At 45.5% G+C, this 26,927-nt stretch carries 22 protein-coding genes and 1 pseudogene; 11 read left to right on the top strand and 12 right to left on the bottom strand.

Features of this window, described 5'->3' with window-relative positions; all coding sequences use genetic code 11:
- Positions 1 to 65: 65 nt before the first annotated feature.
- Complete coding sequence (locus EK22_RS19515; RefSeq protein WP_152565162.1) at positions 66 to 485, bottom strand: hypothetical protein; 420 nt, start codon at positions 483 to 485, stop codon at positions 66 to 68.
- A gap of 422 nt (positions 486 to 907) precedes the next feature.
- On the opposite strand from EK22_RS19515, the gene EK22_RS19520 reads away from it, so the two are divergent.
- The 4 genes from EK22_RS19520 to EK22_RS23855 all read left to right on the top strand — a co-directional run bounded on the left by EK22_RS19520 (position 908) and on the right by EK22_RS23855 (position 3,528).
- A complete protein-coding gene (locus EK22_RS19520) occupies positions 908 to 1,984 on the top strand; it encodes a site-specific integrase (protein WP_152565163.1) in 1,077 nt (358 codons plus the stop codon).
- Between the two features lie 296 nt (positions 1,985 to 2,280).
- Complete coding sequence (locus EK22_RS19525) at positions 2,281 to 2,475, top strand: methylation-associated defense system helix-turn-helix domain-containing protein MAD1 (RefSeq protein WP_200882627.1); 195 nt, start codon at positions 2,281 to 2,283, stop codon at positions 2,473 to 2,475.
- On the top strand, positions 2,472 to 3,266 hold the full coding sequence (locus EK22_RS19530; RefSeq protein ID WP_200882628.1) for a hypothetical protein: 795 nt from the start codon (positions 2,472 to 2,474) through the stop codon (positions 3,264 to 3,266). The genes EK22_RS19525 and EK22_RS19530 overlap by 4 nt, the downstream gene beginning before the upstream one ends.
- Entirely contained in the window at positions 3,253 to 3,528 is a 276-nt protein-coding gene (locus tag EK22_RS23855) for a hypothetical protein (RefSeq protein ID WP_200882629.1), read from the top strand. Before EK22_RS19530 ends, EK22_RS23855 begins: the two co-directional genes overlap by 14 nt.
- On the opposite strand, the pseudogene EK22_RS19540 reads toward EK22_RS23855, so the two are convergent.
- A pseudogene (locus tag EK22_RS19540) lies at positions 3,503 to 3,712 on the bottom strand (transposase domain-containing protein); the annotation flags it as partial. The gene EK22_RS23855 and the pseudogene EK22_RS19540 sit on opposite strands and share 26 nt — an antisense overlap.
- A gap of 178 nt (positions 3,713 to 3,890) precedes the next feature.
- Between EK22_RS19540 and EK22_RS19545 the strand changes: the two are divergent.
- From EK22_RS19545 to EK22_RS19555, 3 genes are read left to right on the top strand one after another with little or no spacing between them, the layout of a single operon-like run.
- Complete coding sequence (locus EK22_RS19545) at positions 3,891 to 5,126, top strand: tyrosine-type recombinase/integrase (protein ID WP_036253814.1); 1,236 nt, start codon at positions 3,891 to 3,893, stop codon at positions 5,124 to 5,126.
- Positions 5,123 to 6,067, top strand: coding sequence for a tyrosine-type recombinase/integrase (locus EK22_RS19550; RefSeq protein ID WP_036253817.1), 945 nt, complete (start codon positions 5,123 to 5,125; stop codon positions 6,065 to 6,067). Before EK22_RS19545 ends, EK22_RS19550 begins: the two co-directional genes overlap by 4 nt.
- A gap of 5 nt (positions 6,068 to 6,072) precedes the next feature.
- Positions 6,073 to 7,077, top strand: a complete 1,005-nt coding sequence (locus EK22_RS19555; protein WP_200882630.1) for a tyrosine-type recombinase/integrase — start codon at positions 6,073 to 6,075, stop codon at positions 7,075 to 7,077.
- Position 7,078: 1 nt separating this feature from the next.
- On the opposite strand, the gene EK22_RS19560 is transcribed toward EK22_RS19555, so the two are convergent.
- The 5 genes from EK22_RS19560 to EK22_RS19580 all read right to left on the bottom strand — a co-directional run bounded on the left by EK22_RS19560 (position 7,079) and on the right by EK22_RS19580 (position 16,562).
- Positions 7,079 to 8,587 carry an IS66 family transposase gene (locus EK22_RS19560; protein WP_369798233.1) on the bottom strand — a complete coding sequence of 503 codons (1,509 nt, stop codon included), beginning with the start codon at positions 8,585 to 8,587 and terminating at the stop codon, positions 7,079 to 7,081.
- 73 nt (positions 8,588 to 8,660) lie between these two features.
- Positions 8,661 to 9,011, bottom strand: coding sequence for an IS66 family insertion sequence element accessory protein TnpB (gene tnpB, locus EK22_RS19565; RefSeq protein ID WP_036253822.1), 351 nt, complete (start codon positions 9,009 to 9,011; stop codon positions 8,661 to 8,663).
- Entirely contained in the window at positions 8,999 to 9,292 is a 294-nt protein-coding gene (locus EK22_RS19570) for an IS66 family insertion sequence element accessory protein TnpA (RefSeq protein ID WP_020161432.1), read from the bottom strand. The genes tnpB and EK22_RS19570 overlap by 13 nt, the downstream gene beginning before the upstream one ends.
- Positions 9,293 to 9,860: 568 nt before the next feature.
- Complete coding sequence (locus EK22_RS19575; RefSeq protein WP_161786476.1) at positions 9,861 to 10,586, bottom strand: hypothetical protein; 726 nt, start codon at positions 10,584 to 10,586, stop codon at positions 9,861 to 9,863.
- Between the two features lie 201 nt (positions 10,587 to 10,787).
- Positions 10,788 to 16,562 (bottom strand): ATP-binding protein, encoded by a 5,775-nt coding sequence (locus tag EK22_RS19580; protein ID WP_036253828.1) that lies wholly within the window; start codon positions 16,560 to 16,562, stop codon positions 10,788 to 10,790.
- 704 nt (positions 16,563 to 17,266) lie between these two features.
- Between EK22_RS19580 and EK22_RS19585 the strand changes: the two genes are divergently transcribed.
- Positions 17,267 to 18,187, top strand: a complete 921-nt coding sequence (locus EK22_RS19585) for a DNA/RNA non-specific endonuclease (RefSeq protein ID WP_051961985.1) — start codon at positions 17,267 to 17,269, stop codon at positions 18,185 to 18,187.
- A gap of 313 nt (positions 18,188 to 18,500) precedes the next feature.
- Here EK22_RS19585 and EK22_RS19590 read toward each other — a convergent pair whose 3' ends face one another.
- Positions 18,501 to 18,986: a hypothetical protein gene (locus EK22_RS19590; RefSeq protein WP_036253829.1), complete on the bottom strand. Its 486-nt coding sequence runs from the start codon at positions 18,984 to 18,986 to the stop codon at positions 18,501 to 18,503.
- Positions 18,987 to 19,490: 504 nt separating this feature from the next.
- The gene (locus EK22_RS23315) at positions 19,491 to 19,982 is read right to left on the bottom strand and encodes a hypothetical protein (RefSeq protein WP_051961986.1); all 492 of its coding nucleotides are present in this window, start codon (positions 19,980 to 19,982) and stop codon (positions 19,491 to 19,493) included.
- Positions 19,983 to 20,895: 913 nt separating this feature from the next.
- On the opposite strand from EK22_RS23315, the gene EK22_RS19605 reads away from it, so the two are divergent.
- The 3 genes from EK22_RS19605 to EK22_RS19615 all read left to right on the top strand — a co-directional run bounded on the left by EK22_RS19605 (position 20,896) and on the right by EK22_RS19615 (position 24,585).
- Positions 20,896 to 22,599 carry a hypothetical protein gene (locus tag EK22_RS19605; protein ID WP_036253834.1) on the top strand — a complete coding sequence of 568 codons (1,704 nt, stop codon included), beginning with the start codon at positions 20,896 to 20,898 and terminating at the stop codon, positions 22,597 to 22,599.
- Positions 22,574 to 24,061 carry a hypothetical protein gene (locus tag EK22_RS19610; RefSeq protein ID WP_036253837.1) on the top strand — a complete coding sequence of 496 codons (1,488 nt, stop codon included), beginning with the start codon at positions 22,574 to 22,576 and terminating at the stop codon, positions 24,059 to 24,061. Before EK22_RS19605 ends, EK22_RS19610 begins: the two co-directional genes overlap by 26 nt.
- A 116-nt stretch (positions 24,062 to 24,177) precedes the next feature.
- Positions 24,178 to 24,585, top strand: coding sequence for a hypothetical protein (locus EK22_RS19615; protein ID WP_051961987.1), 408 nt, complete (start codon positions 24,178 to 24,180; stop codon positions 24,583 to 24,585).
- A 159-nt stretch (positions 24,586 to 24,744) separates the two neighbouring features.
- On the opposite strand, the gene EK22_RS19620 is transcribed toward EK22_RS19615, so the two are convergent.
- From EK22_RS19620 to EK22_RS19630, 3 genes are all read right to left on the bottom strand, one after another.
- Positions 24,745 to 25,608 (bottom strand): IS3 family transposase, encoded by an 864-nt coding sequence (locus EK22_RS19620; RefSeq protein ID WP_036253840.1) that lies wholly within the window; start codon positions 25,606 to 25,608, stop codon positions 24,745 to 24,747.
- Positions 25,605 to 25,901, bottom strand: coding sequence for a transposase (locus EK22_RS19625; protein ID WP_027147380.1), 297 nt, complete (start codon positions 25,899 to 25,901; stop codon positions 25,605 to 25,607). Before EK22_RS19625 ends, EK22_RS19620 begins: the two co-directional genes overlap by 4 nt.
- A gap of 232 nt (positions 25,902 to 26,133) precedes the next feature.
- A complete protein-coding gene (locus tag EK22_RS19630; RefSeq protein ID WP_036253843.1) occupies positions 26,134 to 26,550 on the bottom strand; it encodes a DUF6884 domain-containing protein in 417 nt (138 codons plus the stop codon).
- Positions 26,551 to 26,927 lie beyond the last annotated feature (377 nt).

A 26,927-nucleotide genomic window follows, 5' to 3' on the forward strand; every position in this document is an offset into this window, starting at 1 on the left:
ATTTGGTAATCACTCGCAACCATTTTCATTTAAGTTATTCATAAATATAATGTCATAAGGTTCATCTAAAAAGTCAATATGCTTTCGTGGCTTTTTTCAAAATTATTTATAAGTAATTTCAATTGTTTTTGATCAGAATAGCCAGCAACGAAATTACGAACATAATCTTTGTCAAGATCAGTAATAAGTAAATACTTCTCAAGCTCAAAAAGATCATGATTAAAGTATTTCAGTAAATAATCGAAAATTTCGTGAAATTCAAAATAATAAGTAAAATCAAGTTTAAATTCATAGTTTTCAATATATTCTTCTTCCTCTGAATTCCAGCTTGAGTACATGACCACGCTTTCACAATGTACCGCAACTAAAGAGACAGACTCATCGCAGGAACAAAGCCAGGCCGTACGTTCAAATGAATTATCAAAACGGTGCTCGAAATAAGACTCTATTTTAGATAATCTTTCTTGTAAATCAATGTTATTCATATGTAAATTCTTTTAAATCAAAATACTTTAATTAAAAGTATTACATAGGTTATTAAAATGACAACAAATCATTTTGGCTTTTTCATAATTTTTAATCTATATGAAGTAACTACTATGTAATGTATTTTTTCATGCAAATGCATAATATATGCTTAATATCTGTTATGCAATTGCTAAATAAATAGTGAGCATGTCTTTTTATAGATATCATACTATTCGCTTATTGATGCACGCGGAATAATATTAGGGATGGGGTATTGGCATTGGCTATAAATTAATTTAAAAAGTGAATGAAATTAATCAATTGCATGCAAGATTGGATAAACATAAAAAACGAATAGCATAATGCAAAAATGCAATGAATGAAGGTAAATGAACTATACTTATTATTATTTAATATAGTTCATGAAATGGAGTTCATTATGTTGAACAATGAGGAGAAGCAAGAAATACACAGCAATGCTTTCACAATAATAGAAAATGCAAATAAGTTACATGTAATAAACAAAAATCGCAGAATATCTGAAAAGACTCGTTTATCATACAATCGAATCGCTGAAAGATTATTGTTGATAAACAAGGTAATGCCAATCGATGCTGCTTCAAGTAAAAGTAGTTATTATGTTTATAAAGCGGCAGTAAATTCATACTTATTAGATAAAATTAGCACTACTATTTTATTGATGAATAAGCTGAGAGAATTTGAAGCAGAATGGTTAAAAGAAGTAAGTAATCTGAAACTTTATATTGAATTTATTAATGCCGTAGGTATAGATCAAGGAAAAGTTAATTTACTTGCTTATAAAACGGTTTCATTCAATTCAGAATGGTCAATTAAGACGAAAGGATTTAAACCCAAAGCAATTTCATCAAAGTCAAAACGTTTAAAAAGCCTACCAAAAAACTGGACTGAAAAAATATTTCTTACAGCTCTGGAGTCAAAATCCAAACACATTCTTCCAATAGCAACACTGGCAATCACTGGCTGTAGACCACAAGAATTAGAATATGGTGTGGAGCTAAAATTGAATGACGATCGCTCGGCATCAGTAAAAATTTTCGGCGCAAAAACTCATGATGGAAAATATGGACAAGCTTTCAGGATGTTCACTTCAAAAAGCGATAGCATTGAGTTTTTGTATTTAATAGATCAGCTTGAACAGAATAGTGGAGTCTTAACTGTAAAAGCTAACGCTGGTGCTCTATGTGACAAAGTGTCATATCTAAGCAAAAAAACAATGCCTCGGCTGAAGGAGTCAGCTTCGGCTTATTGCTATAGACATCGCTTTTCTGGTGATCTCCATAAAGTAGGACTCGATTCTGAAGCAATCGCTAAAGCATTAGGTCATTCTAATGACCAATCGCAACAAAAATATTCAAAATCCCACCGAAGCGGTGCAACTGGTTTTAGCATCAGTAACATTGTTGCCGCAACTCCAGTGAATTTGAAAAATCAAGCGAAATTAAGTATCTGGAAACATGATCTTGCTCAGCCTTGATGCTCTCGCGAAGGCAGGATGCTGGAAGCGTCAAAAACCTGAATCACCGACTATACCGAGATGATGTTTATTAACTTATTCTGTTGCAAAAAGATTTTTTGAGCATAGTGATTCATATGAATGCTAGCGAGAATGATATTATTTTCTCATGCATTTGGTTTTTTCTTAGTGTCCTGTCCAAATTTCAAGTCTACACTTTATCCTGTGAACTCAACATAATTGATGCCGTTTTAACCTATTTTGTCTGGATATGGTTTATTATATAAGGCAATAACACGATTCAGTTACCCATACCCATGATAGAAGATCGCTGGCTGTCTGTAGACGAAATTGGAGCATACCTTGGTGTAAAACGCGACACTGTTTATAAGTGGATCAGCGAAAAATCCATGCCCGCACATAAAATCGGCAGGCTTTGGAAATTCAAAAAAGACGAGGTCGATCTTTGGGTTCGCATCGGCAACGCAACTGAGGCAAGCGATCCTGAATGACTATTTCCCCAAAAAATCAACTAGCCCGCTTTGGTATAGATTTCGATCGGGTTGGCGCCCATACATCGCGAACTCTGATGCTTGAAGAACTGACAGACGTTTTATCTTATTTGAGCAATCCAAATGCTGCTAAAACGGATTACTTTAATGCGATCACTGTTGATAACTGTTTGAATAAACGCACACAGGCGAATCGCAAAATAACTTATCGTGACTTGGCAAAACTTTATACGTTAGATCCGTCGACAACCGTTTTTCGTGTCCTGCTTTATTTTTGGTATCGAGACACAGAAGCTCGTCGACTCCTGGCATTGATGTGTGCCTATTGCCGGGATTCATTGTTACGGATGACAGCGCCATTTATTTTGGATTTTTCTGAAGCTGCTGTGGTTGATCGCGAAAGGCTGGAAACTTTTATTGAACAACAGCAACCTGATCGCTTTAGCTCGGCAACACTGAAGTCTACGGCGCAAAATATTAATTCTTCTTGGACTCAGAGCGGCCACTTAACAGGAAGGACTCGAAAGCTAAGAGCTAAGACAACTGCTACACCAGGCAGCGTTGCTTACGCTTTGTTCTTAGGTTACCTCACTGGTGTGCGAGGCGAGTCCTTATTCCAAACTGAATTTGCCAAATTATTAGATTGCTCGACTGATCAAGCAATTGAGTTGGCTGAAGAAGCATCCCGTCGTGGCTGGATTGTGTTTAAGCGTGTCGGTAAAACCATTGAAGCTGTTTTTCCACATTTATTGACTCAACAAGAGATGGAATGGTTGCGTGAGCAAAGTTAAGCGATTATTGAATTCTTATAACAAATACATATCCATCCCCTGGCGGGATGATGCTGCCGCTGCGCAGCGCGTTATTTTTTGTGTTTACAATGAGACAGAAGAGCGCAGCATCAGGGCCAAATTCGATGAATTCGAGATTGTCACTCGTCAAGCCGACCATGAATGGTGTGTCTTTGATCTGACTGATACGTTTGCCCAATGGCTCAAGCGTAAGCATCCAGTCCCACCACCTGGCATTATTGCTGCTTTAGCGTTTCAATGAACTCCGGTGCCAGGGGCAATAATTCGTCAATGCGACTGTTCGGCCAGACCGGCAGCTTTGCCAGCGTCTCTTTCAGCCAGGCAGCCGGATCGAGGCCATTGAGCCGGGCGGTGCCGAGCAAGGTCTGAATGGCGGCCGCACGGCGGCCGGCACGCTCGGAGCCAGCGAACAACCAATTCTTCTTATTATGCAAAGCTTTGCATAATAAGAATTATGCTCAGTTCGTTATTATGCGGAGTTCACTGTCAGTCAGCCGCAAAGTGGCATAGTTGGCAGGCTCTTCCACTCCACCTCGCTAATTTTCGACTCCGCATAATAATGGTGGTTTCCTGTAGAACCTTTACTTGCTATAGGAACGAACCATGTTTACGAATGACTATCTGGCGAATTTTATTCACCGCGATTTGCTGATTGGCGGCCCACTCAACAGCATCGTCACTCCCTATATCGAAGCGTTGCATGCTCAGCGCTACGCCAAGCGTACCATTGATGGCTATTTGTGCAGCGTGACCCACTTCGGTTGTTGGATGAAAACCAAGGGAGCGGAGTTGTCGAGTGTTGATCTGGCTCTTATTGAGCAATTCTTGCAGGATCAGTTGTCATCTGCTGGCTCTGCACCGTTCGGTTTCTCTATTCATACGGATCGGGCGGCGCTAAGGCATCTGCTGCATTTTTTGCCTCATCACCCGCCCAAGAATTCGATTGAAGTGGAGCTTGAACGATTTAGCGATTACCTAACGAACATCTGCGGCATAGCGCCTCAGACCTGTGCGGACCGATGCCGGCATGTTGGCCAATTCCTGGTTAGCCAATTTGGAAACGAAATACCGGTTATCTTGCCGCTGACCGGGGCGCAAATTGAAGACTTTTTGACCACACAAAGCCGACTCTGGCGACCGGCATCGCTTCGGACGTTCAGTAGCAGCCTGCGTAGCTATTTTCGATTCCGCACTTTCCAGGGCGAGCCAACCACGGCATTATCTGCTGCTCTTCCAAGGATTCCCGTCTGGAAACAGGCCACATTGCCCAAGGTGCTTTCGGACGCTCAAGTTGCAGCCTTTTTAAATGCCTTCGATTGCGCTGACCCGGTCGGTATGCGTGATTACGCTATCGCCCGCTGTCTGCTCGACCTGGGCCTGCGTGGCCATGAGGTGACTTATTTAACATTGGACTCGGTGGACTGGCATAGCGCCACGCTGACCATTGGCAGCAACAAGAGCAAGCGCGTGCAGCAGTTGCCTCTCCCGATGTCCACCGGTCAAGCCATCGTGCAATATCTGCTTAAAGCACGTCCACAGACATCGAACCGTGCCTTGTTTGTGCGGCACCGAGCCCCCTTCGACCAGCCTTTGAGCGTACCGGCCATCCGTAATGCGATGAATCGCGCTTTTGTTCGCAGCGATATGCGCGAGCTGTTTTGCAATACGCATGCCCTGCGGCATACCACGGCGACTCGCCTGCAGCGGTCGGGGGCATCCATCAAGGAAATCGCCGATTTGCTGCGGCATCAAAGTCTCGACACGGCAAGCACCTACGCCCGCGTCGATCTGGACAGTTTGCGCGCGGTGGCGTTGGCTTGGCCGGGGAGTCTGTCATGAACGCCTCTCATTTCTGGCTGTCACGGGTTGAGGCCTACTTGGCCCATCGACGCCGTTTCGGCTACACACTCGCCATAGAGGAAACGGTACTCAAGGGATTTGCCCGCTTTGCTGATGAGCGCGAACAAACCTGCCTGACGACAGCGCTTGCCATACAATGGGCCCGTGCTTCGAAAGCTGATAGCCCGTTTACCTGGGCACGTCGCCTCGATGTTTTGCGCGGCTTTTCCCGCTTCTGCTTACGCCTTGATCCGGCCACGGAGATTCCGCCATCAGGGCTTTTCGGCCCGGCTCACCGTCGGCTTATCCCGCATATCTATACCGATACAGAACTGGTTGCGCTCATGAATGCCACGGATAGTCTGGTATCCCGCAATGGACTACGCCCAGTCACCTGCCGGACGCTCTTCGGATTGCTGGCCGCGAGTGGGCTGCGCATCTCTGAAGCGCTCTCGCTGACGTGCGCCGATGTTGACCTTGAAGCCGGCGTACTGAGTGTTCAGGCTGGCAAATTCCACAAGTATCGGCTGGTTCCCCTACATCCCAGCGTCACGAAGTCGTTGAGCGAATATGCCCGGTTGCGCGACCAGCGCTTATCTCATCCCTGCGGCAACCGGTTCTTCCTGTCCGACGGCGGTCTACCTGTGAAGCGGGCAAACATGCTGTACGCCTTGCAAACCGTTTGCCGGCAACTCGGTTGGCAGCCGCGCGGCGACTATGGGCATCATCGCCTGCATGATTTCCGGCATACGTTCATTGTGCGCAGTCTGCTGCGATTTTATGAACAAGGCAGGGATGTTAACCGTGCTGTGCTGGCGTTATCGATCTATGTGGGACACGCACGGGTCAGTGATACCTACTGGTATCTCACGGGTATCCCTGAACTGATGGCCATGGCGGCCGAGCGCTTCCAAGGTTATGCGCAAGGAGGGCAGCGATAAACAGTTTGCTGACTAATCCCGCCGAATTTGCCGCCTTGCTTCAGCGCTTCTTTACAGAACGGTTATTGCAACAGCGGCATGCGAGTCCCAGAACCATCGCCGCTTACCGGGATACCTTTCGGTTGCTGCTGAAATACGCCGAACGTGAAAAGGGCAAGTCGCCAACCCGGCTTGCTCTGATCGACTTTGATGCGCCGTTGGTTGTTAACTTTCTTGCCTACCTGGAATTCGAACGCCATAACACGGTGCGCACCCGCAATGCGCGACTGGCTACGATACGCGCTTTTGCCCATTATGTGGCCTTGCAATGTCCGCCGGCGCTACAACTTGCCCAGCAGATTCAGGCGATTCCGATGAAACGCTTTGAAAAACCTTTGCTCGGCTTTCTTTCTCGCGAGGAAATTCAAGCTCTGCTCGCCGCTCCCGACGGCAGCACCTGGTGTGGCCAGCGCGATCGCCTCTTGCTAACACTGCTCTACAACACCGGTGCACGGGTGTCTGAGCTGATTGGTATCAACGTGGCTGATGTGACGCTAACGCCGACCCCTTCCGTGCGCCTGCATGGCAAGGGTCGCAAGCAACGCACCGTGCCACTGTGGAAAGAGACTGCCTGCAAAGTCCGTCATTGGCTGCTGTATGCCAACTTGAAACCGGAGCAGCCTTTAGTGCCCACTCGCATGGGCTTACCCATGACACGCTCGAATGTAGCCGAACGGATTGAGCTGGCTATGGGCACGGCGGCGAAGCAATGCGCTTCGCTGCAAAGTCGCAAAGTGTCGCCGCATACACTGCGTCATACGACGGCCATGCACTTACTGCAAGCAGGCATAGACATTACGGTCATCGCTTTATGGCTGGGTCATGAAAGCCCTGTGACCACTCACGGTTACATTGAGGCCGATCTCTCCATGAAGGAGCGGGCTCTGGCCACCATAGCACTACCGCCAGATAGCAGGCAGGTGCGCTACCGCCCATCAGATGATCTTCTGAAGTTCCTGGAAAGTCTGTAAATTATGCCAAGCCGGCAGCGCGGGAAACCAGACGCGCTGCCGGTTTCCGATAATTACTCCGCATAATAACGAACTGAGCATAATTCTTACCCAGGGCGATAGGCCGGATGCTGTTCTCCACCGGGTTATTATCGATCGGCAGGTCACCGGTTTCGGCATAGCGGACCAGTGCCGGCCAGCGCTTCAGGGCGTAGTCGATGGCTTTGGCGGCGCCGGTATTGGGCGCCGTGCGAAGACGGGTTTGGTGCAGCCAGTCATGCAAGGCCTCAAGCACAGGCTGGCTTCGATCTACGCGCAGTTGCTTTCGGGCTTCGCTGTCCAGGCCCCGGCCTGCCGCCTCAACGGCATACAGCAGGCCGATATGCTCCAGGGCGGCCAGCGCCATAGGGCTGCCATTGGCCTTATGCAGGTCGAAGAACTTGCGACGGACATGCGCCCAACAGCCCAGTTCGATACAGGCCGTCTGGCTGTCGCCGGCGAACAGGGCTTTATAGCCGCCATAGTCATCGACCAGCAGATGGCCTTGCCAGGCGCCCAGGAACTGCCGCGCATGCGCACCGCTGCGTCCCGGCTGATAATCGAAGACGATGATGTGCGGCCCCGGCGCCAGGTCGTTGCTGCGATAAGCCCACAGATACGCCTTGCGAGTCTTGCCCTGACCGGGGTCCAGTTGCGCCACCGGCGTCTCATCGGCATGCAGGCTGTTGCCTTGCAGCAGATGCCAGGTCAACCGGTCGACCAGCGGCTGCAGCGCCACGCCCACGCGGCCGACCCAGTCGGCCAAGGTCGAGCGGGACAGGCTGACCTGGTCACGGGCGGCGATCTGCTCCAGTCGGTACAGCGGCAGGTGGTCGGCGTATTTGCCGATCAGCACCCAGGCCAACAGGCCGACGGCCGCCAGGCCGCCGTCGATCACGGCCGGTGGGATCGGCGCCGCCGTCACGGTCTCGCAAGCGCGGCAGGCGTATTGGGGACGGATGTGGCGATGCACGAAGAATTTGGCAGGCTCGACGTCGAGTTGTTCGGTGACATCCTCGCCGATCTTGACCAGCGTCTGGCCGCACTGCCCGCACGTGCAGCGGTCCGGTTCGTGGCGGTGCTCGATGCGCGGCAGATGCGCCGGCAACGGCTGGCGGCCGGCACGCGGCCGTTTGGGCTTGGCCACGGTCGTGCCGGGCGAGGTATCGGCGAGTTGCTCGATTTCGGCTTCGATGGCGGGCAGGTCAGTGTTCCAGGTTTCCTCGAACACATCGCGTTGCAACGGCGCCAGGGCCTCGCTTTTGACGCCGTAGCGGATCCGCCGGATATGCGCCAGCTCCAGGGTCAGGGCCTGGATCTTGAAGTCCTTTTGCTCGATCTCGGCGTTCTTGGCTTGCAGTTCGGCATCCTTGGCTTGCAGCTGCGCGACAGACTGATTGGCCTGCTCGAGCAGCGCCTGCACGACGGCCGCCACCTGCGTTTTGGCGGCGGGGTCGAGGTTCAATTGATCGAGTTCGGCGAGCGGATTCATGGCCGACATTATACCCTGAAAAACCGCTGCATGCCTTGTTTTTACTGGGTTTCAGGTCATTTTACCCGGCCTTTCAGACCTGCCAATCGGCCGGCGGCAAAACCGACAACCGCTGCCAGTCCACGCCGGCGATCAGCCACTGCCATTGCGCCTGACTGATCGAGAAACAGCGGTCGCCATCCCGGGGCCAGATGAAATGGCCGCGATGCAGCCGCCGCTGGCACAACCAGACGCCGTTACCGTCCCACAGCAGCAGTTTCAGGCGATTGCCCGCCCGGTTGCGGAACACGAACGCCGAGCCCGCGCACGGCGCCTGCTCCAACGCCTGCTGCACGATGGCCGACAGGCCGTCAATGCCCCGGCGCAGATCCACCGGCTCGACGGCCAGCCAAATCTGTGGCGGGGCTTCGATCAAGCCAGGCATCGCAGCAGCTCCGCCAGCCAGACGGCTGAAATGGTCGGCGGCAGTTCCAGGCGATGGCCTTGGCCGCACTGCAACACCAGACATTCGGCATGCGCTGTTGCGCTTTGAACCTGGACCGGGATCAAGGTCGGCGGCGACATCCGCTCGCGCTTTCGGTAATCCGATAGTCGGGCGGCGAACGTATGGGTATCCAGGCCGTGCTGCCGGCAATACGCCGACTGCTTTAAACCGCTACGGTGCCAGGCTTCGATATGATCGAGCCACTGTTTTGATAAGGCCATTGCTCATCCTCGTTAAAAAATAATAAGGATGACTGTTTTGGCGGCGTTAGCACAGGTGGAACGACTGGACGCTTACTTTTGAGGCATAACGATTCAATAACCCGCGCAACTGCTGAGGCATGAACGGGCCGTAAGCTTTCCGGTGTCGAGTTGATTGACTGGTTGGACGAAGCCGCTAACGCGGAGAAAGTGGGCTTAGACAACGCCAAAAGAGCATAGCCATAATTATGACTGTAACAGTCATAAACGAATTGACTCGATTCAAGCATTAATTTGCATCTTGTTTAAACCAAGGCGTCGAGGTACACTTCACTGCATGGAAATTACACACAAATGCCAAATATACAACACGTTGATTTTCTTACAAACTCATCTCAAAAAAGATATTTTCTAAATATCCCAAATATCATAGGCTGTCAAGCCTTACTTTTAGTCCATACATCCCAGTTTTTTTACCACCGCTTAGCAGGGCCGGGCTTGTCCAACAAACGGTTCAGATTATGGTTCGCTTCGCTCTCACAATCTAACCTTATTCGTTAGGTGTCATCGCACGTGCACGGCGATTTGTTTACTTGTACTTGGCGAGCGACTTCGCATAGCTAACAGTGATCTGATGAAGAGTCTCGATGGAGCCTTGGCTAATCAGCATGAGTACGCTCCCACATACGTTGGTTCGAATTGTTGGGAACCCTTTTGCTGTTTTGATGGGCATGTTCAGTAATCCGCAGAGAACCTTCATGGAAACAAGCTGCTGCGCCGATGGAGACTTGGCCGCAGCCCACTCATCATAGTGCCGAAAATTAGCGGCAGCTGCTGCGAATATTTCACCTAATGAAAAGCCGGAGAATGCCGGTGTGGCAAGCCGCCACTCATCTTCGGAAGCGTTGAGATCGAGCTTTAACCGGTGAAAGAGGCTGTTCAGAATGACGGCGATTGAACCTGCAAGTGTTGAAGCCACCAGTTGTGATTCGATAATGGAATCGGTTACCTCGTGATAAGCCTGCGGGTTCTGCCAGAGCGCAGGCCCTTCGCCTCGATCTCTTGCCGCAGACAGACTTTCGAAACTTGTTGCTGCATGTGCCATTGGCGTGTACAACTCTGTTATTGTGCACTCGCTCTGGCGCCAGCGTTCGATGAATCTGAACATGCCGTTAGCACATGGTTTTCCGAGCTGAAGATCGCCGTCTCGAGTGATTGCAATGTCGCCGCTTTTGGTGACTTGTAGGTCAAGGCCGTTTTTTAGATTTTCTAGCCCGAAGCGTGACAGTGTTAGATCGAATCCCTGAAGTGCCATAAAGAATTCCAAGAGCGATGCGCTTGAGCTGTGATATCGCAAGTAATTAGATAGTTAACCGCATATTTACCACGAAACTTGCTTCGCTACAATAAATTTGCGAGTTGCAAGGATTTTTACCTTAAACGACAGGCAAGCTGCAATTTATTCACCTTCATGATTAAAAATTGGCTATGTATATCCATCTTGAAAGGTGTCATGTTAGCTACTAAATGAAACACGAAACTCATGAGCCTCTGGCTCAAACTCTCTGTATGAATCTTCTGATATTAGTATTGTGGCTTTGCATGCAAATAATTGTTTGCTCTTCTTCTCTAACTGCAACCATTTAGGGTAATTATTCTTCTCAACAGCAGTAAACGTTCCACAAAGAGAGCGGATGCCTTTGGGGTGAATAGGCTGCCAATAGTTATACCAAAATGAAGAGAAACCAATATTGGTGCCATCAACTGAATAACAAAATAGGCCATTCATGGATGAAGCGGTTACGTTTTTGCCATCAATATTACAATTGGGAATGTAAAAACCTCGTGATTCAAGATCAGAGTGCCAATGACCATATCTCATGAATGGATATGGCGTGATAGCTAAAACAATTGCCTCAGATTTGCTCTTCTCATCAAACTCATAGGACAATTTTTCCTCAAGAAGAGAGCCTACACAAACACAGCCAGAGCGTTCCTCTATCTCGACACTAGGCTCTAACGCCTCATCAGTTACCGCCTTTACAAGCGTCAAATCAATCCACCTGTTATTATCAAGCTTTATAGGTACTGAAAGTGCCAATAGCTCAAGTGAAGCATTCGCTTCAGAAAAACCTACCAAGATCTCTTTAACGAATTGAATCAGGTTATCCACATCTGGGATCATTTCGCCTTTCCAATCAGGCAACCATGCAGGTTTCTGAGAGATCAACCCAATGTATGCTGGCTCGATAGGCAAAGCTGGTATTGATAAATGAGAAGCATAGGAGTCTGGCATTCCATAGAATTGCTTGGCCATCTCTATCGTTCGCAAATACGCGGAACGACCACGATGACTTGCTTGTGTATAAAACTGTCCGGTAGTTCTTTGTCTATCTCCACTAAAAAAGTAGTCAATGTTTGTTTCTGAAGCGGGCTGATATGCGAACGTATTATTCCATTCATTCTGGTAGTGGTAGGTAAAAGGAAAACCGGTTCTTTGCTCTTCTTTCTTGAGCCATGAATTGTACAGCAAAGGAACATGGCTTCCCTGGTAATAGGCGAAACGATGATTGTCACCATCTAAACAAATAACGGACTCAAATGGATAAGCATACGATCCGAAATCTTTTGGATTTGACACTAAGTTCGACAGGATCAAATCAGAAAGTGTAGACCTTGCGTTGATATGACGGCCTAAATCATTTGGGGGTGCATACCCCTTACATTTAGCAACAAGGAATACGCATAGCACTTCCACGCATTCTGACTCTTGCTTTCTGCTAGCAAGGTCCTCGATTAGTAGATCTTCTATTTTAGGGTGATGATCGAGTATCAGCTGCGAAATCTGCTCTATTACCCACAATTTGTTTGTAGGCACTGGCAGTTTTAGTCTTGAAACGAAAACCTTAGCTAAAGCCTCTTCGATAGAGTCATCTCGGCGCCAATCCCAGGCTGGTTTTGCCAGATGAAGATTGCGCACACTGTCTTCTAGGCTTTCAACCATTGCTAATGTCAGCTGAAGAGCCTCTTCTTTTCTACCGCTATGAGCAAGTAAGAATACCAGCTTGTTATTTGGGATTATTAAGCTCCCAAACTTATCGTTCCAGCGATCCGGTTGTGATGTTGTTATCTTTATAAAGTCGTCAGTCTTATTGGCGTATTGTTCTGCAACTATTCTGAGTCGTTTGATGCTGTTTTCTTCACTTTCATACCAATCAGACCAACCATTCATCGCATTGTGAGCTGCAACCAATAAATCAAAGGCTTTGGCTTTACCACTTAGCTTCCTCTGACTGAAGAAAAGTAAATCTAACAAGTGTCGTTTATCATCATAACGATCAAAGAATGTTGGGACATGTGGAATCAATTGTTGTAACAATTCAGATTCCTGGCCCAGTTCGACCCAATACGTGTACCAATTTTTCCAAAAATTACCGGTACTAAATTTTCCATTTAGAGCTTCTATTAGCTCTTCGAACTTTTCTGGCGGATAGTCCGATGGTTGCAATGTTATTTTTTCATCGATTTCATCAGTTTTTGAGCGCGTTTCCTCGTCCAAGCTTTGAACTTTAATACCTAGCAGATCCTCTATTTCATCAGCCACTTGAATAGCATATAGATTTGCCTGTTCGAGCTGATCCCTGAGTATCTGATAGCAACTGGAATGTAATCCTGTAAGGTATAAGCGCTTCGTAATGGGAGAAGCAAAGTCACACCTTTCAAGCAGTCTCAGAATTGTCTCTTCAGCATAATACCATTCGCCATCTCTGAGCTCTTGCCCATATATAGATGCAGCAGTTTGAGGGTTTAATCTTGCCAATAATGATGAGATGGAATGCTTCGAGTGTCTGGTTTCATCTCCGTCGGTAAACTTGGATATATTGAAAACGATTGGTGATATTCGCTCTAGAATCGTAAGCGCAGAATCTGGGTCAGCAGCAGAAAGGTATTCCACGGATCTCAAAACATGAAAGATAGTTGGATCTTTATGATGTCCGTAACCGAGCACAAAGTCCCATGTTTTTCTCAAGCATTTTTCAAAAAGAACTGATTGGTTATGTTGAAATGCTATTTGAGCAAGTTCGAGGTACGCATTTGAGTTTTCGATTGTTTCTTCTAGCTCGTTTAACTGCCGATCAATTTCAAGCGTTATTAGCAGCTCTGTTGCATCATCACTCAATAGCTTAAACCCAAGTTCTTTATACCATAGCCTTAGCCAGCCAATTCTAAACACGCCAGTATCAACAGAATGTTTTAATTGATCACGAGTTATTGCCGATCTGGTTGTTATCAAATGACAGTCTGCCGCAATTTCAATCCAGTCTCGTTTTAAATATATATCGGCTCTGCGTGTTTCCCATTGGATTTCATCTAAAATGGGCTCCGATGGAAACAGCGAACAAACCAAATCAAAGGTTAATGTGTTGCCGGCCAATAACTCGTTTGCAACACAGTCCACAAGCTCATTAAGTAAATCATAATGTGCTGATGCGTTAGCTCTATCTGACGTTGCACTTACGGGCAACCAACAGTAATCCCCCGTCGCATTTAACCTGATACAAAGAGAAGCGAAAAACCATCCATGATAATTGTCAGTGGTCTCTACCTTAAAAGTTGGTATCGATTGCCCATCAAAATAATGAGTGGTGACACTCGAGAATCGTTTTTTAGCAAAAGTATCCAAAAAATGAGATAACTTCTGTGAGAAAAAATATCTGTATTCAGGCCGACAGGTAATATCAGCCTCTTCGATAATGCTTAACCTAATTGCATCAAGTTCTATTTGACCTGCATGATTTGAGTTACTGAGCAAACTGCTTCTGGCTCTCATCAGCAAATCAAGATCATGTTTTATACGGCACGCTTTTACAAAGCTGTTTATGTATCCATCTGGCCAATTGGAGAAATTTCCTTTTTCAAAAATCGCATTGTAGTTGAGACTATCAGTTAACACGCCGGCTTTAATTAGTGCAACAGCTTCAACTTCATCGTCTTGCGAGTGCCTGGAAGACAAAAGTTTCGTTTTAGTTCGATAACGCTCGATAGCCTTCCTAGCTATGACTTTAGCTTGCTCAAGCTGCCCTCGATACCACAATGCAGTAGCTAATACAGATAGTTTGATTGGAGAGTATTCGTTTTGTCCTGAAATTATTTCGTTTAGTGCTGGTTCGTCAGTACTTACCAATGACAATATTTCCAGGCTGATTAGATCCCAGGTCTGAAATTCAGGACCATTGAATAATCTGGTTTTCAACTCCCTATGTCGATAGGCTTCTGCGTATTCCAGTTCATCAAAAGCGTAGGTTTCTGCTTCGGATAGTAATCGTATACATGATTTAACCGGCATCCCAATAATAAGCCGGTCCAGTAACCAATCTCGGGTAACCCCTTGCCGCAACTGAGTAGAGTCGCCAACCCGAGCCAGACTCGACCAGAGCCAATTATCTTTTAAATGGATGGGGGCTTCTGAACTAAGCCAGTGACATACACTGGGCAGAAGCGCATTTACTCGAACCTGGTGTTCTTCCTGATTTCGGACAAAGACTACCAAGCTCTCATGGAAGGGCTTTACTCCAGATATCCCTTCTGACAGCATATGTGCAACTGCATCAACACTAGGCGCATGGTCATGTTCATCTTTTATAACAGTTCTAATTGCCTGCCTTGGCCAGGCAAATTGAAAGCCACTGCAAAGGTGAAGCACATCCTTTTGTCTGTAATTTAGATTACGCCACAGTTCAGAATAGTAAGTGATAATATTGCCGTCCGAGCATGGCGGAAGTTTTTCAATTTGCCAGATAGAAAGTGGTAGACCATGATGGATGAGAAATTCAGATGAATAAATTACATGTAGAGGATAGCCATTGGAGATATCCAACAAGGCTTTGGCACTTTTCTGGATCTCTTCATCAGAATGATCCTTGTGGCTGTTCAAGAACAACCGACCAGATTCAATTTGAAGTTTTAGAAACTCGTATATCGAGTTTCCAGACATTGCGGGCAGCCAAAGCCATTCATGCTTAGGTGAATGAGTCAGTATTGTATCGGGAAGCAATTCATCATCAACTGGTTGTGTGCCGATAATTATGACTAAATTATCTGTTGCTGGTAGCAACTGTCGGAAGGTTTCAACTAATGGCTTTTTATTTTTAGCATTGTCTCGCCAAACATGATCTAGCCCATCTATCAGTACCACAAAAGGCTTACCCTTGCTTTTGTAGTAATTAGCACAAGCTAATAGCGCATCTCGTAACTTCTCTGGTTGAGACGTGTCCGCATGTGATTCTTTGTGAAAGCTATTGATTTGATGCAGCAAGGACTCCGCAACAATTCTCGGACTCAGCCTGTCGTTGGTTGTATCGCCTAACGATAAAAAGTAGTGGTGACGAACTAGCGGAATTTCTTGCTCTTCCAAGGTTTGGCACAAAAATGATAAGTATGTACTTTTCCCAGCACCAGGCTTACCTGTTAACGTAATGACTTCACCTGCTGACGCAGTGATTTTAGCCACTAAATTATTATGAAAATCCGTATCAGGTAGGCAATAATCCTCAGATACCGAGAATATTTCAGGGATAGGTTCTGGCCTTTTTGGTGACAATACTTCTCTGACATGATGAAGATAAATCCAACCATCTTTTGGCGGATTACTTTTAAACATCGCCCACTCACGGGCCCTAGATATAAGTCTTTCAACGCCCGCATCGTCAGAGAAATTTTGAAGTTCAGATCGAACTCCACGGCTTATCGTATGGTAATCTCCATCGCTGTGTTGGATGGTCAGTTTTAAGAAAAGGGATATCGCAGCTTCTTGACTTCCCAATTGACGAATAATCTCCCTTTGCGCGTCATCATCAATTAGTTTAATGTCTATCGTTGAGCCATGCAGACAGGATTCCATAACCCTATCCGGACGCTTGTTTGTTAGAAGAACAACCTCACCAAGTTTTTCAGCGGGTACAGCAGCAATAGCATCATAGAGTTTTTTGAGGATAGAACGAGATCTTTTCGTCTTTCCTGAAACCTCTAATAACCAATCCCAAGTGAGGCAGTTTTCATTCTTTTCAGGAGAGGGACTAAACTTGACTTGCCAAAAATCGTAAATTCCATCTGGCCGCTCTAAAACAATATCATCAATACCCTTGGGCGCTTCATTACTATCCTCGTCAGCTTCAAACGCTGCCCTAACGAACCTAGTAGGACTATGCAGCCACTCTACCAATAGTCTCACACCATGCAGTGTTTGATAGTCGTATCCGGTATATGTAATCGCTGAATTTTTTACTTTCATTATAAGTTGGACACAACCCTTTTTATATAACTAAGGACGTCACATCACCAGTAAAAGAGTGTATAACGCAAGACCGAGGATAATTACTTATAGACAATGCAAGTAAATCTTCCAGCTATTTTTCTTCACGGCTCTCTCAGCATTGTGCACTAACAATTGATTCTCTAGGTCCGCATATTTTACATACTGGATCACAGCATCAGAACAATTTTTCCGAAAACGTTGTAGTTCTAAACGGGATAACATGCATAATTTTCACGATAAACAGATCCAGATAACTTCAATATTTATGTTTCCAACTGACTTGCTCCAGAAACTCAGCAGCTGGCCGCTACACGGTTAATTATCGCCATTCAAATAATTCGAGTGAAAGACCGCAACGGATCAACCTGAAACAGTCAATGCCCTGCTTTAGCCGTTGAGATAAATTTGAGAAACTGCCTGATTAAATCAGGTGTTTTACAAGTAAAACAGGGATTGTTATCCATATACCGAATACTGATTACTTGGCCTTATCAGATAATGAATATCTATCATCACCCTCTGGCAAGGCATTAATCATGCTAAATACAAGCATCATCGTTAGTAACACCCATACTATTGTTACTTCTTGTTACTCTCTGTTTCGCTCTGTTACCTGATGCTCAATTATGTAGCTATACTAATAAACCAACCATAATCCTCTGAAAATGAGGCAAAAAAGAGTGCATTTCCTGTTCGGAATTTTTCTATTAACTGCGCAAAAAAAATTAATGAAAAAATGTTTACTATTCATAACAGCTCTTACAGTATCGTCTGCTGTATATGCTCATCCCGGTGGGTTAAATGCGGAAGGCTGTCACACTAACCGCAAGACAGGTGAATACCACTGCCATCAGCACAGTAAAGCCATCGATAAAAACACTGCCGCTGCACCTGCTGATTCATCTATTGCTGCACCAGCATCAATTGTTACCAGACTCAATGATATCGTTAAAGTTGGCTATCAGGGTTTTACGGTCTGGCTGGATTGTAAAGAACGTGCTCCTATTAAATTTCGCTATAATGCCCAACGCGATACCGGCAATCTGAAGCGCTATGACCGTTTTATGCTGGACCCTGACATTCCCGCATCATGCCAGCAATTGAGTAGCCAACCTTATAGTCGAGGCTATGATAGAGGGCATCAAGTACCTGCTAATCACCTGGATGCCGTCCAGGAAGCCATCAAGCAATCCAACTACATGACCAACATTCTGCCGCAGACCTCGCAGCTGAATCGTGGGGCTTGGTTACTGACGGAAGAGATTGTCGAGTGCTATAGGGATATCGATGAACTACTGGTGATGGGTGGCGTAATCTGGGGGGACAACGCCAAGGATGATTACTTTATGGCTTCGCATGGAGTCAGAACGCCGGATTATTTTTGGAAAGTCATTATTCGAGGTATAGGACAAGATGAACGTGCCATTGCCTGGATTATGCCTAATATAAAGGATGCAACCAAAAAGCACTTGGATGAGTACTTGGTCACCATCGAAGAGCTGGAGAAGCGTACAGGCGAAGCAGTCCCTGTAGCCGATTATGCGAAGCGTGACAAACCATCAGCCTCATGGTTGGTTCCGCAGGGTTGTAATAAAGGCTGAATTAGTGCAGTTGGGCTTATAAAGGGACGATTGGTTGAGGTAAATTCATTTAGCTCCCGATCTACAGTAGTTCATATTTAATAGCGGGTGTTAGACGAACTGCAGCTAAGTGCCAAAAAGAGACGATCAAGAATTTCGAGGGAATGGCAGTAGCAATCTAGAAAACTGCCGTTCAACGTCTGAATTCACCGGACGCTGCGGGGCTTCATCGCGCAGCGTCCGGTGGAATGATGGGTTGAGCATCGATACGAACACTTGCCTGCCGTCGCCGTCTCGCCAGCGCCGACTTTTGGGGAATGTGGCTGGCTGGATCTCAAGGAAACTTAATTCCACAGACGGTAATTTCATCGCTAGTCTCATGTTCGAAAGTCACGTTTAGTTCGTTTAAGTCTTTAAGTGTTTGGCAGTCGTCATAGAGATCAGAAACTGTCAATGCCGTGATTGTGGCTACGCCGACAACAGGAACAATCTCCGCAGCATAAGACGCAACATTTTTCCCGGCATTTACTGCTACACGACGTGCGACTCTAATTGAAATATTCTTTACAACTTGCGAGCGAAAGGCCGACATCTTCTTTAGCTGAACATGTTTTGATTCGAGCGCTTTATGAGATTTCTCAAGAGCTGAGTACTTCTCTGTTGGGCTTTGACTTAGCAAGCGCGACATTGTTGCTTCTGCAAGTGCAGGAGCAAGAACCGTCTTGAGAAAGCTGACGCCCGCAGTATGTGCTTGATCATTGACCAGTGTCAGAACGTTCAGAGAGCCAAGCCCGAGAACCGCTGCAAGAAATAGCAGCACCCTGGATATGCGTCACAGCCTTGCTGCGGTACCTGACGATTTCGGTACCTCGGAATCAACGTTTTGCGCCATTTGGATTAACCCTCTCAAATGCTTAACGGGTGCTGCTGTAACAAAGTTGCCCAACGCCTCAATCAGCCGACGCGATAACAGTCGGCTGCATTGGCTTATTATGGTTCTGTACTAAATTTTCGCATCCTTCGTTACAGTGCCGCCAATGACCCAATAGCTCAACAGGAAGTCTAATAATTGGTCGGATAAGCAGTCGACCAAGTGCCAACTCAAATCTGACCCACGGAGAGTTTTGGATACCTGGAGACTCGATAACAAGAATGAGATGGCATCGTAATAAGGCCATGACCACCCCAAGCTGCTGAAACCGAAGATCCTTCTCATCTACGGCATGTATGAATGGCTCAAAGGTTTCTGCAAGGTAAGACTTCAATTGTCTCAACATCACTTCGTTAACCTGACCATCACGACGTGTGTAGCTGACAAATAGCCTCATGAGATCACTTCGATACAGTACAGCCACCAAATACCAAGATCTATAAGGATCATTAACCCATATAACCACATTGAGTGATTTAAACTAGCCGCTCTTATCTTTTTAACTTGACTTAGCTCAGATCGCTCCTTAGATATAAATGGTACGCCTGTGGCAATTACTGTCTTCCTGTTGTTTCGCGATGCAATTTGCCCACGAATTTTCTCCATAGAAGTACGAAGCTTTGCCTGATAGTAGTAGCCTACAGAATCGAGAAACCAAAAGCAGAGTGGTATTAGAAAGCCAGCAACAAATATCGCATGGTCAAGTTTTTTCTCTGTAAAAGTGGCAATGACGCCGATCACTACAAATTGCACAGTCACACAAAGCTTTTTAGCTTCAAAGCAAAACCCACTGATCTGAGATACTGCCGAATGGAGTTGGTCAATAAGTTTCCAATCGAGCTCGTCATCAAGACATTTACTGTACGGTACTTTTTCTTCACTCATTTCTTCTTCTATGCCTTGCTTCTAAATCTAGCGTCATAATAAATGATTATCCAGGTCGGCATATCTTAAATACCAAAGTGACTATAGGACAACAGCTTTCTAAAAGCCTTTGTATCTCTAAACGGAATAACATACATTTTGATCATGATAAACGGATATAAATATTACCGATATAGAAACTTCCTGATGATTCATCTCGGTATTTTATCAGAATGGCTCCAGGTGATTGACTGTCCGCTTTCTGCTGGTACTTTGTCGTTCGGAAATATGAGGCGAGTGGCTATAAAGGACCGCATTCAGCCAGTCAATGTCAGGCTCAATTGAGACTAATTTTGGTAGCTGTCAGATCGAGTTTGAACTATTACAAATAAATACTATAGGCCAATTAATATTTTTCTTTCAAAAGGAAGAGTAATAATTGATTTGGAAAAAATAGATAAGGAAACAATTCTTGATTAGTACGATAAATAATCAAGAATTATGAACCGACGTCAAATATTTTCCATTAAATGGCATCAAACATGACCAAAAGTAATCCCATTGTCTTATTTTTTGTATATAATTTATTTCTTAGTCTGTAAAAATTGGAAGCTAAAAATGGGAAATATTAATACTATCTCATACGGCAAGGCTTATTATTTTGATTCTTAGAATCAAATTTAACTGAGAATAAAAGCAAAACGGCTAAGTATGTATGGCAACCGCTCGAGTTTACAATGCCGGGATTCCATTTGTTGCTAATGGCCAATAATTGTTAGTCACGTAATAGTAAATAGACTATATATTTGAAAGTGTATAGTTATGATCTCCAAGAAAATTCCAAATCTAAACAATCACGGCAAAAAGCCGATAGATTTGATTTATGGACTCACCGACTAAAGCCGGTGGATTAAACTTATGAGGGAAAATTAACATGAGCAATATCAACGTCTATCTTCGTGAAAATCTTAGTGCTATTTCGTCTAAGAGAATCTCTATCGCCCCGGATATCGGCGAAAAAAAAATAAATAATGCTGCAAAATCTTTCGGCTATTCAGGCAATGTCAGCAATATAATTGCATTGTACGACAACACTTTATTGGGGAGCGGCAAAGATGGATTGCTATTCACAGGCGAGCAAGTAATTTACCGCGCTTCATTTTCTGACCCAATCAGCATTACTTATAATTCCATCATCCTTGCTGAATATTCAGAAACATTAACAGGAAATAAAAAGGACAAAATTGAAGCTACTGTGGAAATCACCAGGCAGGATGGTAGTAAGATTATTATAAAAGGCCTTCTGGATTGTGATTACAGAGAGCTCGCTAAAGTATTGCAAACCGCTATCAGCGAATTTGATGAATACAAAGAAGAGAAACAGCTTGTTCCAATTAGCGAAATGAACGAGTCGCTCAAAATCGCTTATGTCAAAGCTATTATCAATATGGCTTTTGACAACGACGACGTCATCGATGATAAGGAATTTGCTGAGATTCTGTTGCTCATGACACGACTGGAGCTCAATACTGAATCGCGATTCAGCCTGCGTGCCTATATGGCCTCTACTGATAAAGCCACACCCTTGGAACAATTAATTGCACAAATTGATGCTGAATGCCCAGCTGGGCAGATTAAATCGCTTCATATTTCTTTAACCAAGGACATGATCAACCTCTACTTCAGCACGGGTGGATCATCCATTCAAGATTTCGCATTCTTTCAAAAGAATAGACATTTGATAAAAGTCACGGACGAAGAGGTCGATCTCACGCTAATGGTCATTAAGAACGATCATGACATGCTTAAAGACGACTTTACGGATGACCAAATTGTCGATGCATTAAAATTAATTTCCTCAAAAGCTGCCGCAGTGGGTACGCCATTGGCAGCTGTGTATCTGTCCGGTTCCGTAGTAGGGATGTCTGCCGCCGGCTTAACTTCTGGACTCGCTTCTTTGGGGATGGGCGGGATGCTGGGGCTGAGCTCTATGGCGACTGGGATCGGAGTAGCGGTACTGATTGGCGTTGGCGCTTATGCAGGAGTTCGTAAGCTTACTGGCGCTAATGAGCTGACTCGCTCCAAGCGACGTGAACTCATGCTTAATGAAGTGATCAAGCAGACTCAGATCACCATTTCGCTGCTGATCCAGGATATCAACTTCATCACGGTCAAGCTCAATGAACTCATTTTGACTCATGGTATACAAGATGCGCAAATCAAGAAATTAATGAGTTTGATGAGCCAGATGACCGGCGCAGGCACAGTCCTGACCAGCAAATCAAATTCAGCTCAAAGCAGTGCCACAAAATTGCGCTGTGCACAGTACCTGGATGAAAGCAAGTTGAAATCGCTAACACATGAGCCTACTAAAATCGATCTCTATCATTTCATCATGAGCTTCTATGAAGAGCGTGTCTTCATAGAAGAAAAAGACGGAGAAGCAAGAGAGATTAAAAAACTCGTGATTAAGAAGAATCAGTCAACCAAAGACTTGGAAAATCTTGCCAGAGCTTTTGAGGTTGTCGGCTATTTCAAAGTCGCTGACGTACTCAAAGGAGCCGCTACCGACGTTGCAGGCAAAGCTAAAGATAAACTGGCCGGATTCTTCCATGACAGAAAAGAAGAAGTTTACTGATCAGGCGCATGCATTAACTGTTCAGAAGCACCAACTTAAAGGCGCCCAAGACCAGCTTGGGTGTCTGCATGGGGCGCTGGAAACTATGGATGATGAGCTAAGGAGCAACCAAGAGATATTGGATCGTCTTTTGGCTCAGGCTCACGCAATAGTCAGTGAATGCGAAATCATGTTTGAGCGAGATGAAGAAGATGCCTTCCTGATAGAGAAAACGCTGCACGTTAGCGAAAGCGAAATACACGTAACTCATCAACCGATTGGCAAACTCGATAACATTGAGATAACCGAATTCACTGATTGGGAGCAATATCGCGACAAAGTTGAAGCTTATGCTGTACATCATGCCATTGATTTTGGAAATGACCCTTTCCGAGATTTGATGAGTGCCAGCCAGAGAATCGCTCTGGAGAAACGCATCAAGGAAGAGTTTTCACTTAAAGGCGCACACTGCGATAGATACGATTATATGATAGCCGGCACATGCGGGCTTATAGGGGGGCTAATTGATATATTTTTTGTTGGGCTGCCCGGCCAAGGCCATCTGACAAACTTCACAGATAATTTAACAGACAGTGCGGTTCAGAAATTTGCCAAATTCAATGGCTGGAAGGGACCTCGCGAAGGTAAAGACCCTACTGCCAGTGCAATTGGATTTTTGGAGTCCAATTTTAAGGTCAACTACGATCATCGCCACGGTGGTGACGTAGACCGCCTTTTCAACATGAGCACTAAAAACCATCATATCAAAAGTTTAGGACACTCTCCTGATTTAGTGGGGCTTTTCTTTTCAATTTTAGATCAGTTCAATAGCACCGCACACTTTGTTGATGGTGGGCACATCATTAGTGTTGAAACCAAAACATTTGAGCTAACTGGCTCAAACTTTATCTCCAAATTTTTTGCAGGCTTTGTTAATTGGTTGGGACATCTATTCTCAGATGTAGCAGGATCTTCCGGTGCGAGTGGGCGAGGATCTGGAATCCCGATTCCTTTTTATCCATTACTTCAATTTATTAACGTAGGTGAATTTGGGCAACACAAACAAACCTTCGCTAAGATTGCTGTACAGGTATTCGAACAAGGGTACGATTTCCGACATGGTATGGCTCTAGGTATCCCAGTTTTGGTGACTGAATTGCTTACTCGAATCATGTGGGTCATTAAGCTGCGCTTCTACCATAAGCAGCCATGGAGCGAATGCGTCCCATCAGTCAATAATCCTGAGCTAAGAAGAATGCTGTTGATCGCTCACGGTTCGCTTTGTCTCGTTGATACGACTGACGCAGCACTTCGCTCTAGCGGAGATATGATCCAATTCATGCTCAGGAGTAATCTTATTGCTTGGGCTCGATTTGGCACCCTTGCGCTAAAAGAGCTTAAATCCTGGTACCGCGAAGGTGGCCTGGATGTCGAGGTTGTTGATAAATATCTTGATGCTGAATACGAACGTCTCTGCTTGTAAATTTTCAGGAGAGATCTGTATAAACTGGCGTTTCATGTATAAATTTACAACACTTCCATAACCCCTAATTGCCTGAAAATATATATTTTAATTGATAAGATAGCGTTATTGCACCAGTGCCCAAGTTTTACGAAATAGAACCCACGCTAGAAAATTACTGGCGTTCAATCATTCTATTGGGGCGCAATGTCGCTTCTTACAAATTTGCGTTAGCTAAAGCCTTGTATGATTTAAAAGATCGAGACGGGACGGTTATTACATTAGACACACTGGCCGTTCCATTCGCCAAGCATATTTCAGAGCATTTGGTTATTTGTGAGAAACAAGGGACTTCAGCCAATAGTAAATTTCTCGATGGCTGCCGAGACTTCAACGCTAATAAAATTACCCATGCTCAGTTGATCGATTTAACGGTCCGATATGGTTTCAATAATGTTATTGATGCTTTTCATTATGTCCATAATGAAGATGTACGGACCCGTTTTTTATCGACGCAAGAAAAGCTCAAGGCGGCATTATTTTAACGGATGCCTTTTTCAAGTTAGGTGAGCAGTTTCAATATAACAATCTGATGGATGAAACCGAAGCACGCTGGCGACTGGTTGAAACGGCTTGGGAATTGAATCTGCCAAGACACCTGATCCAGATCGATTTGATGTGTCAACACTTTTCCGGACACACGGTTAAGCGGCTTTGTGCCGCAATTCGTAATCCACGGGCGACCTATAGCCATTGGCCGAATGGAGTCGCTCGCGGTTGTAAAAGACTTCAATATACTCAAATATCGCCTGTCTAGCCTCAGCCCTGGTTTGATAGGTCTGATGATGCACCAGCTCGGTTTTCAAGGTATGGAAGAAGCTTTCTGAAACACTGTTATCCCAGCAGTTGCCCTTACGGCTCATGCTTTGCCTTACGCCATGGCGGGCTAATAGTGCCCGATGGCTTTCCGAGGCATATTGACTGCCGCGATCAGTATGCCATAACAAGCCTTTGTTGGGCTTGCGCTGCCAAATAGCCATCAAGAGCGCATCATTCACCAGCTTGGTCCGCATGTGCTCGGCCATCGACCAACCGACCACTTGTCGGGAAAACAGATCAATCACCACCGCCAGATATAGCCAGCCTTCCTGAGTATGAACGTAGGTGATGTCGCCGACATAAGTCTGATTAGGTTGATTCACGGTAAATTGACGGTCCAGATGGTTCGGTGCGATGGGTAGATCATGCCGGGAATTCGTAGTCGCCTTGAATTTGCGTTTGGATTTACAGGCCAGATTGGCTTCCCGCATCAAACGGCCTATGCGCCGCCGGCTCACCGTCCGCTGATGGCCGAGCAATATCTGCTTCAGGCGCCGAGTGCCATAGGTCGCCCGGCTTTTGTCAAACTCGGTGCGGATGAGGCTCGTCAAAGCGGCATCGTCTTTCTCGGCCTCTGTTTGTCCGCGCTGTAACCAGGCATAATAAGCGCTACGGGACACCTTCAGGAACCGACACATCGCATCCACTGAAAAGTCATTCGTATGTTGCTTGATCCAGGCGTACTTCACCGTTGTTCCCTGGCAAAGTACGCCGCCGCCTTTTTTAACAAATCACGCTCCTCAGTGAGTCGAGCGACCTCTTTCTTCAGCCGCTTTAATTCATCGTAAAGATGCTCGTCAGTGCGTACCGCTTTGTCGCTGGTTTTGGGCCGGCTATATTTGCTGATCCAGGTATGCAACGTATTGACATTGATGCCGAGATCCTTGGCAGTCTGAGCAATCGACTGGTCCGACTCGTTCGCCAGTTTAACGGCTGACGCTCTGAATTCCGCACTATAGATTTTTTGTTTTTCTTGATTCATTTTGGGCACACGTTCTCTGTTCACTTTATTTTAAATTGTGTGTCCGGTTTAGTGTAGCCATATCAATTTCCTGTGTGTGTACCAATCCTTACAATTCGTTCTTGCTCATGCCCATATTCACCCTTCTGAAATAAAACATAGATCCCATTCCTTGGAATTCTTGATTCATCAAATGGAAAATTATGCCTTTCAAGTTCATTAACTATTTTATGGATGTCTTTGCACTCAATGCTCATGCAGTTAACCTCTTGTTGAGTTCCTGAAGTTGTTCTCCGATACGCAGTCCTTTAAGTGGGATTTCTGCATTCTCGATGTGCGGTAGCAGATATTTCCTATATTTCTCTCCAGCCAGGAATACAAACTCTGTTTCATCCACAGAGCAGATCCCTTTAATTTGTTCAAGAACATCACACGCCCATTGTTCAGCTTCACTCTTTGACATCTTATTCAAAGTTTTCTCATAGGGCTCAATCTCTTGCTCTAAGTTTAATAAACCATATTTTGCTGAAAGTATATAGATACCATCAGGTTGCAAGGTCTTGGCATATTTCAGGTTGAGCTTGAAAAGTGTACTTGTGTACAAATCTTTTGCTTTTGCTTTTTGCGGCAGCTTTTGGCTTACGCATGAAATAAGTACTATTCTATTCATGGTTTCTCTTTTGGATTAATAAACTATTACCTAAATCTGGCTATTCTGCCATCTAATAGTTTCGGGCGATAAAGGCTGTTTTTAAAGCGTTATTTTTCAGCTGCATAACGAATAAGGTTAGATTGTGTGAGCAAAGCGAACCACAATCTGAACCGGTTGTTGGACAAGCCCGGTGATCACGAATCTGACTTTATATAAGAAAATAGCTTTTCGGCGTTTGTGGGACACGGTGGCTTGTCTGAGGTGTTAAGGTTCAAAAACAAGCCAATAGGGTTGCCATGACGGCAATAACCATCCGGAAAGGGATGCATTCAGGCGTATTAAGCCCCGAATTTGAGCCGAGCATACCCCTCGGCGCAAACATGCCGATTCAGGCC

Source organism: Methylobacter sp. BBA5.1, assembly GCF_000746145.1.
GTDB lineage: Bacteria > Pseudomonadota > Gammaproteobacteria > Methylococcales > Methylomonadaceae > Methylobacter > Methylobacter marinus.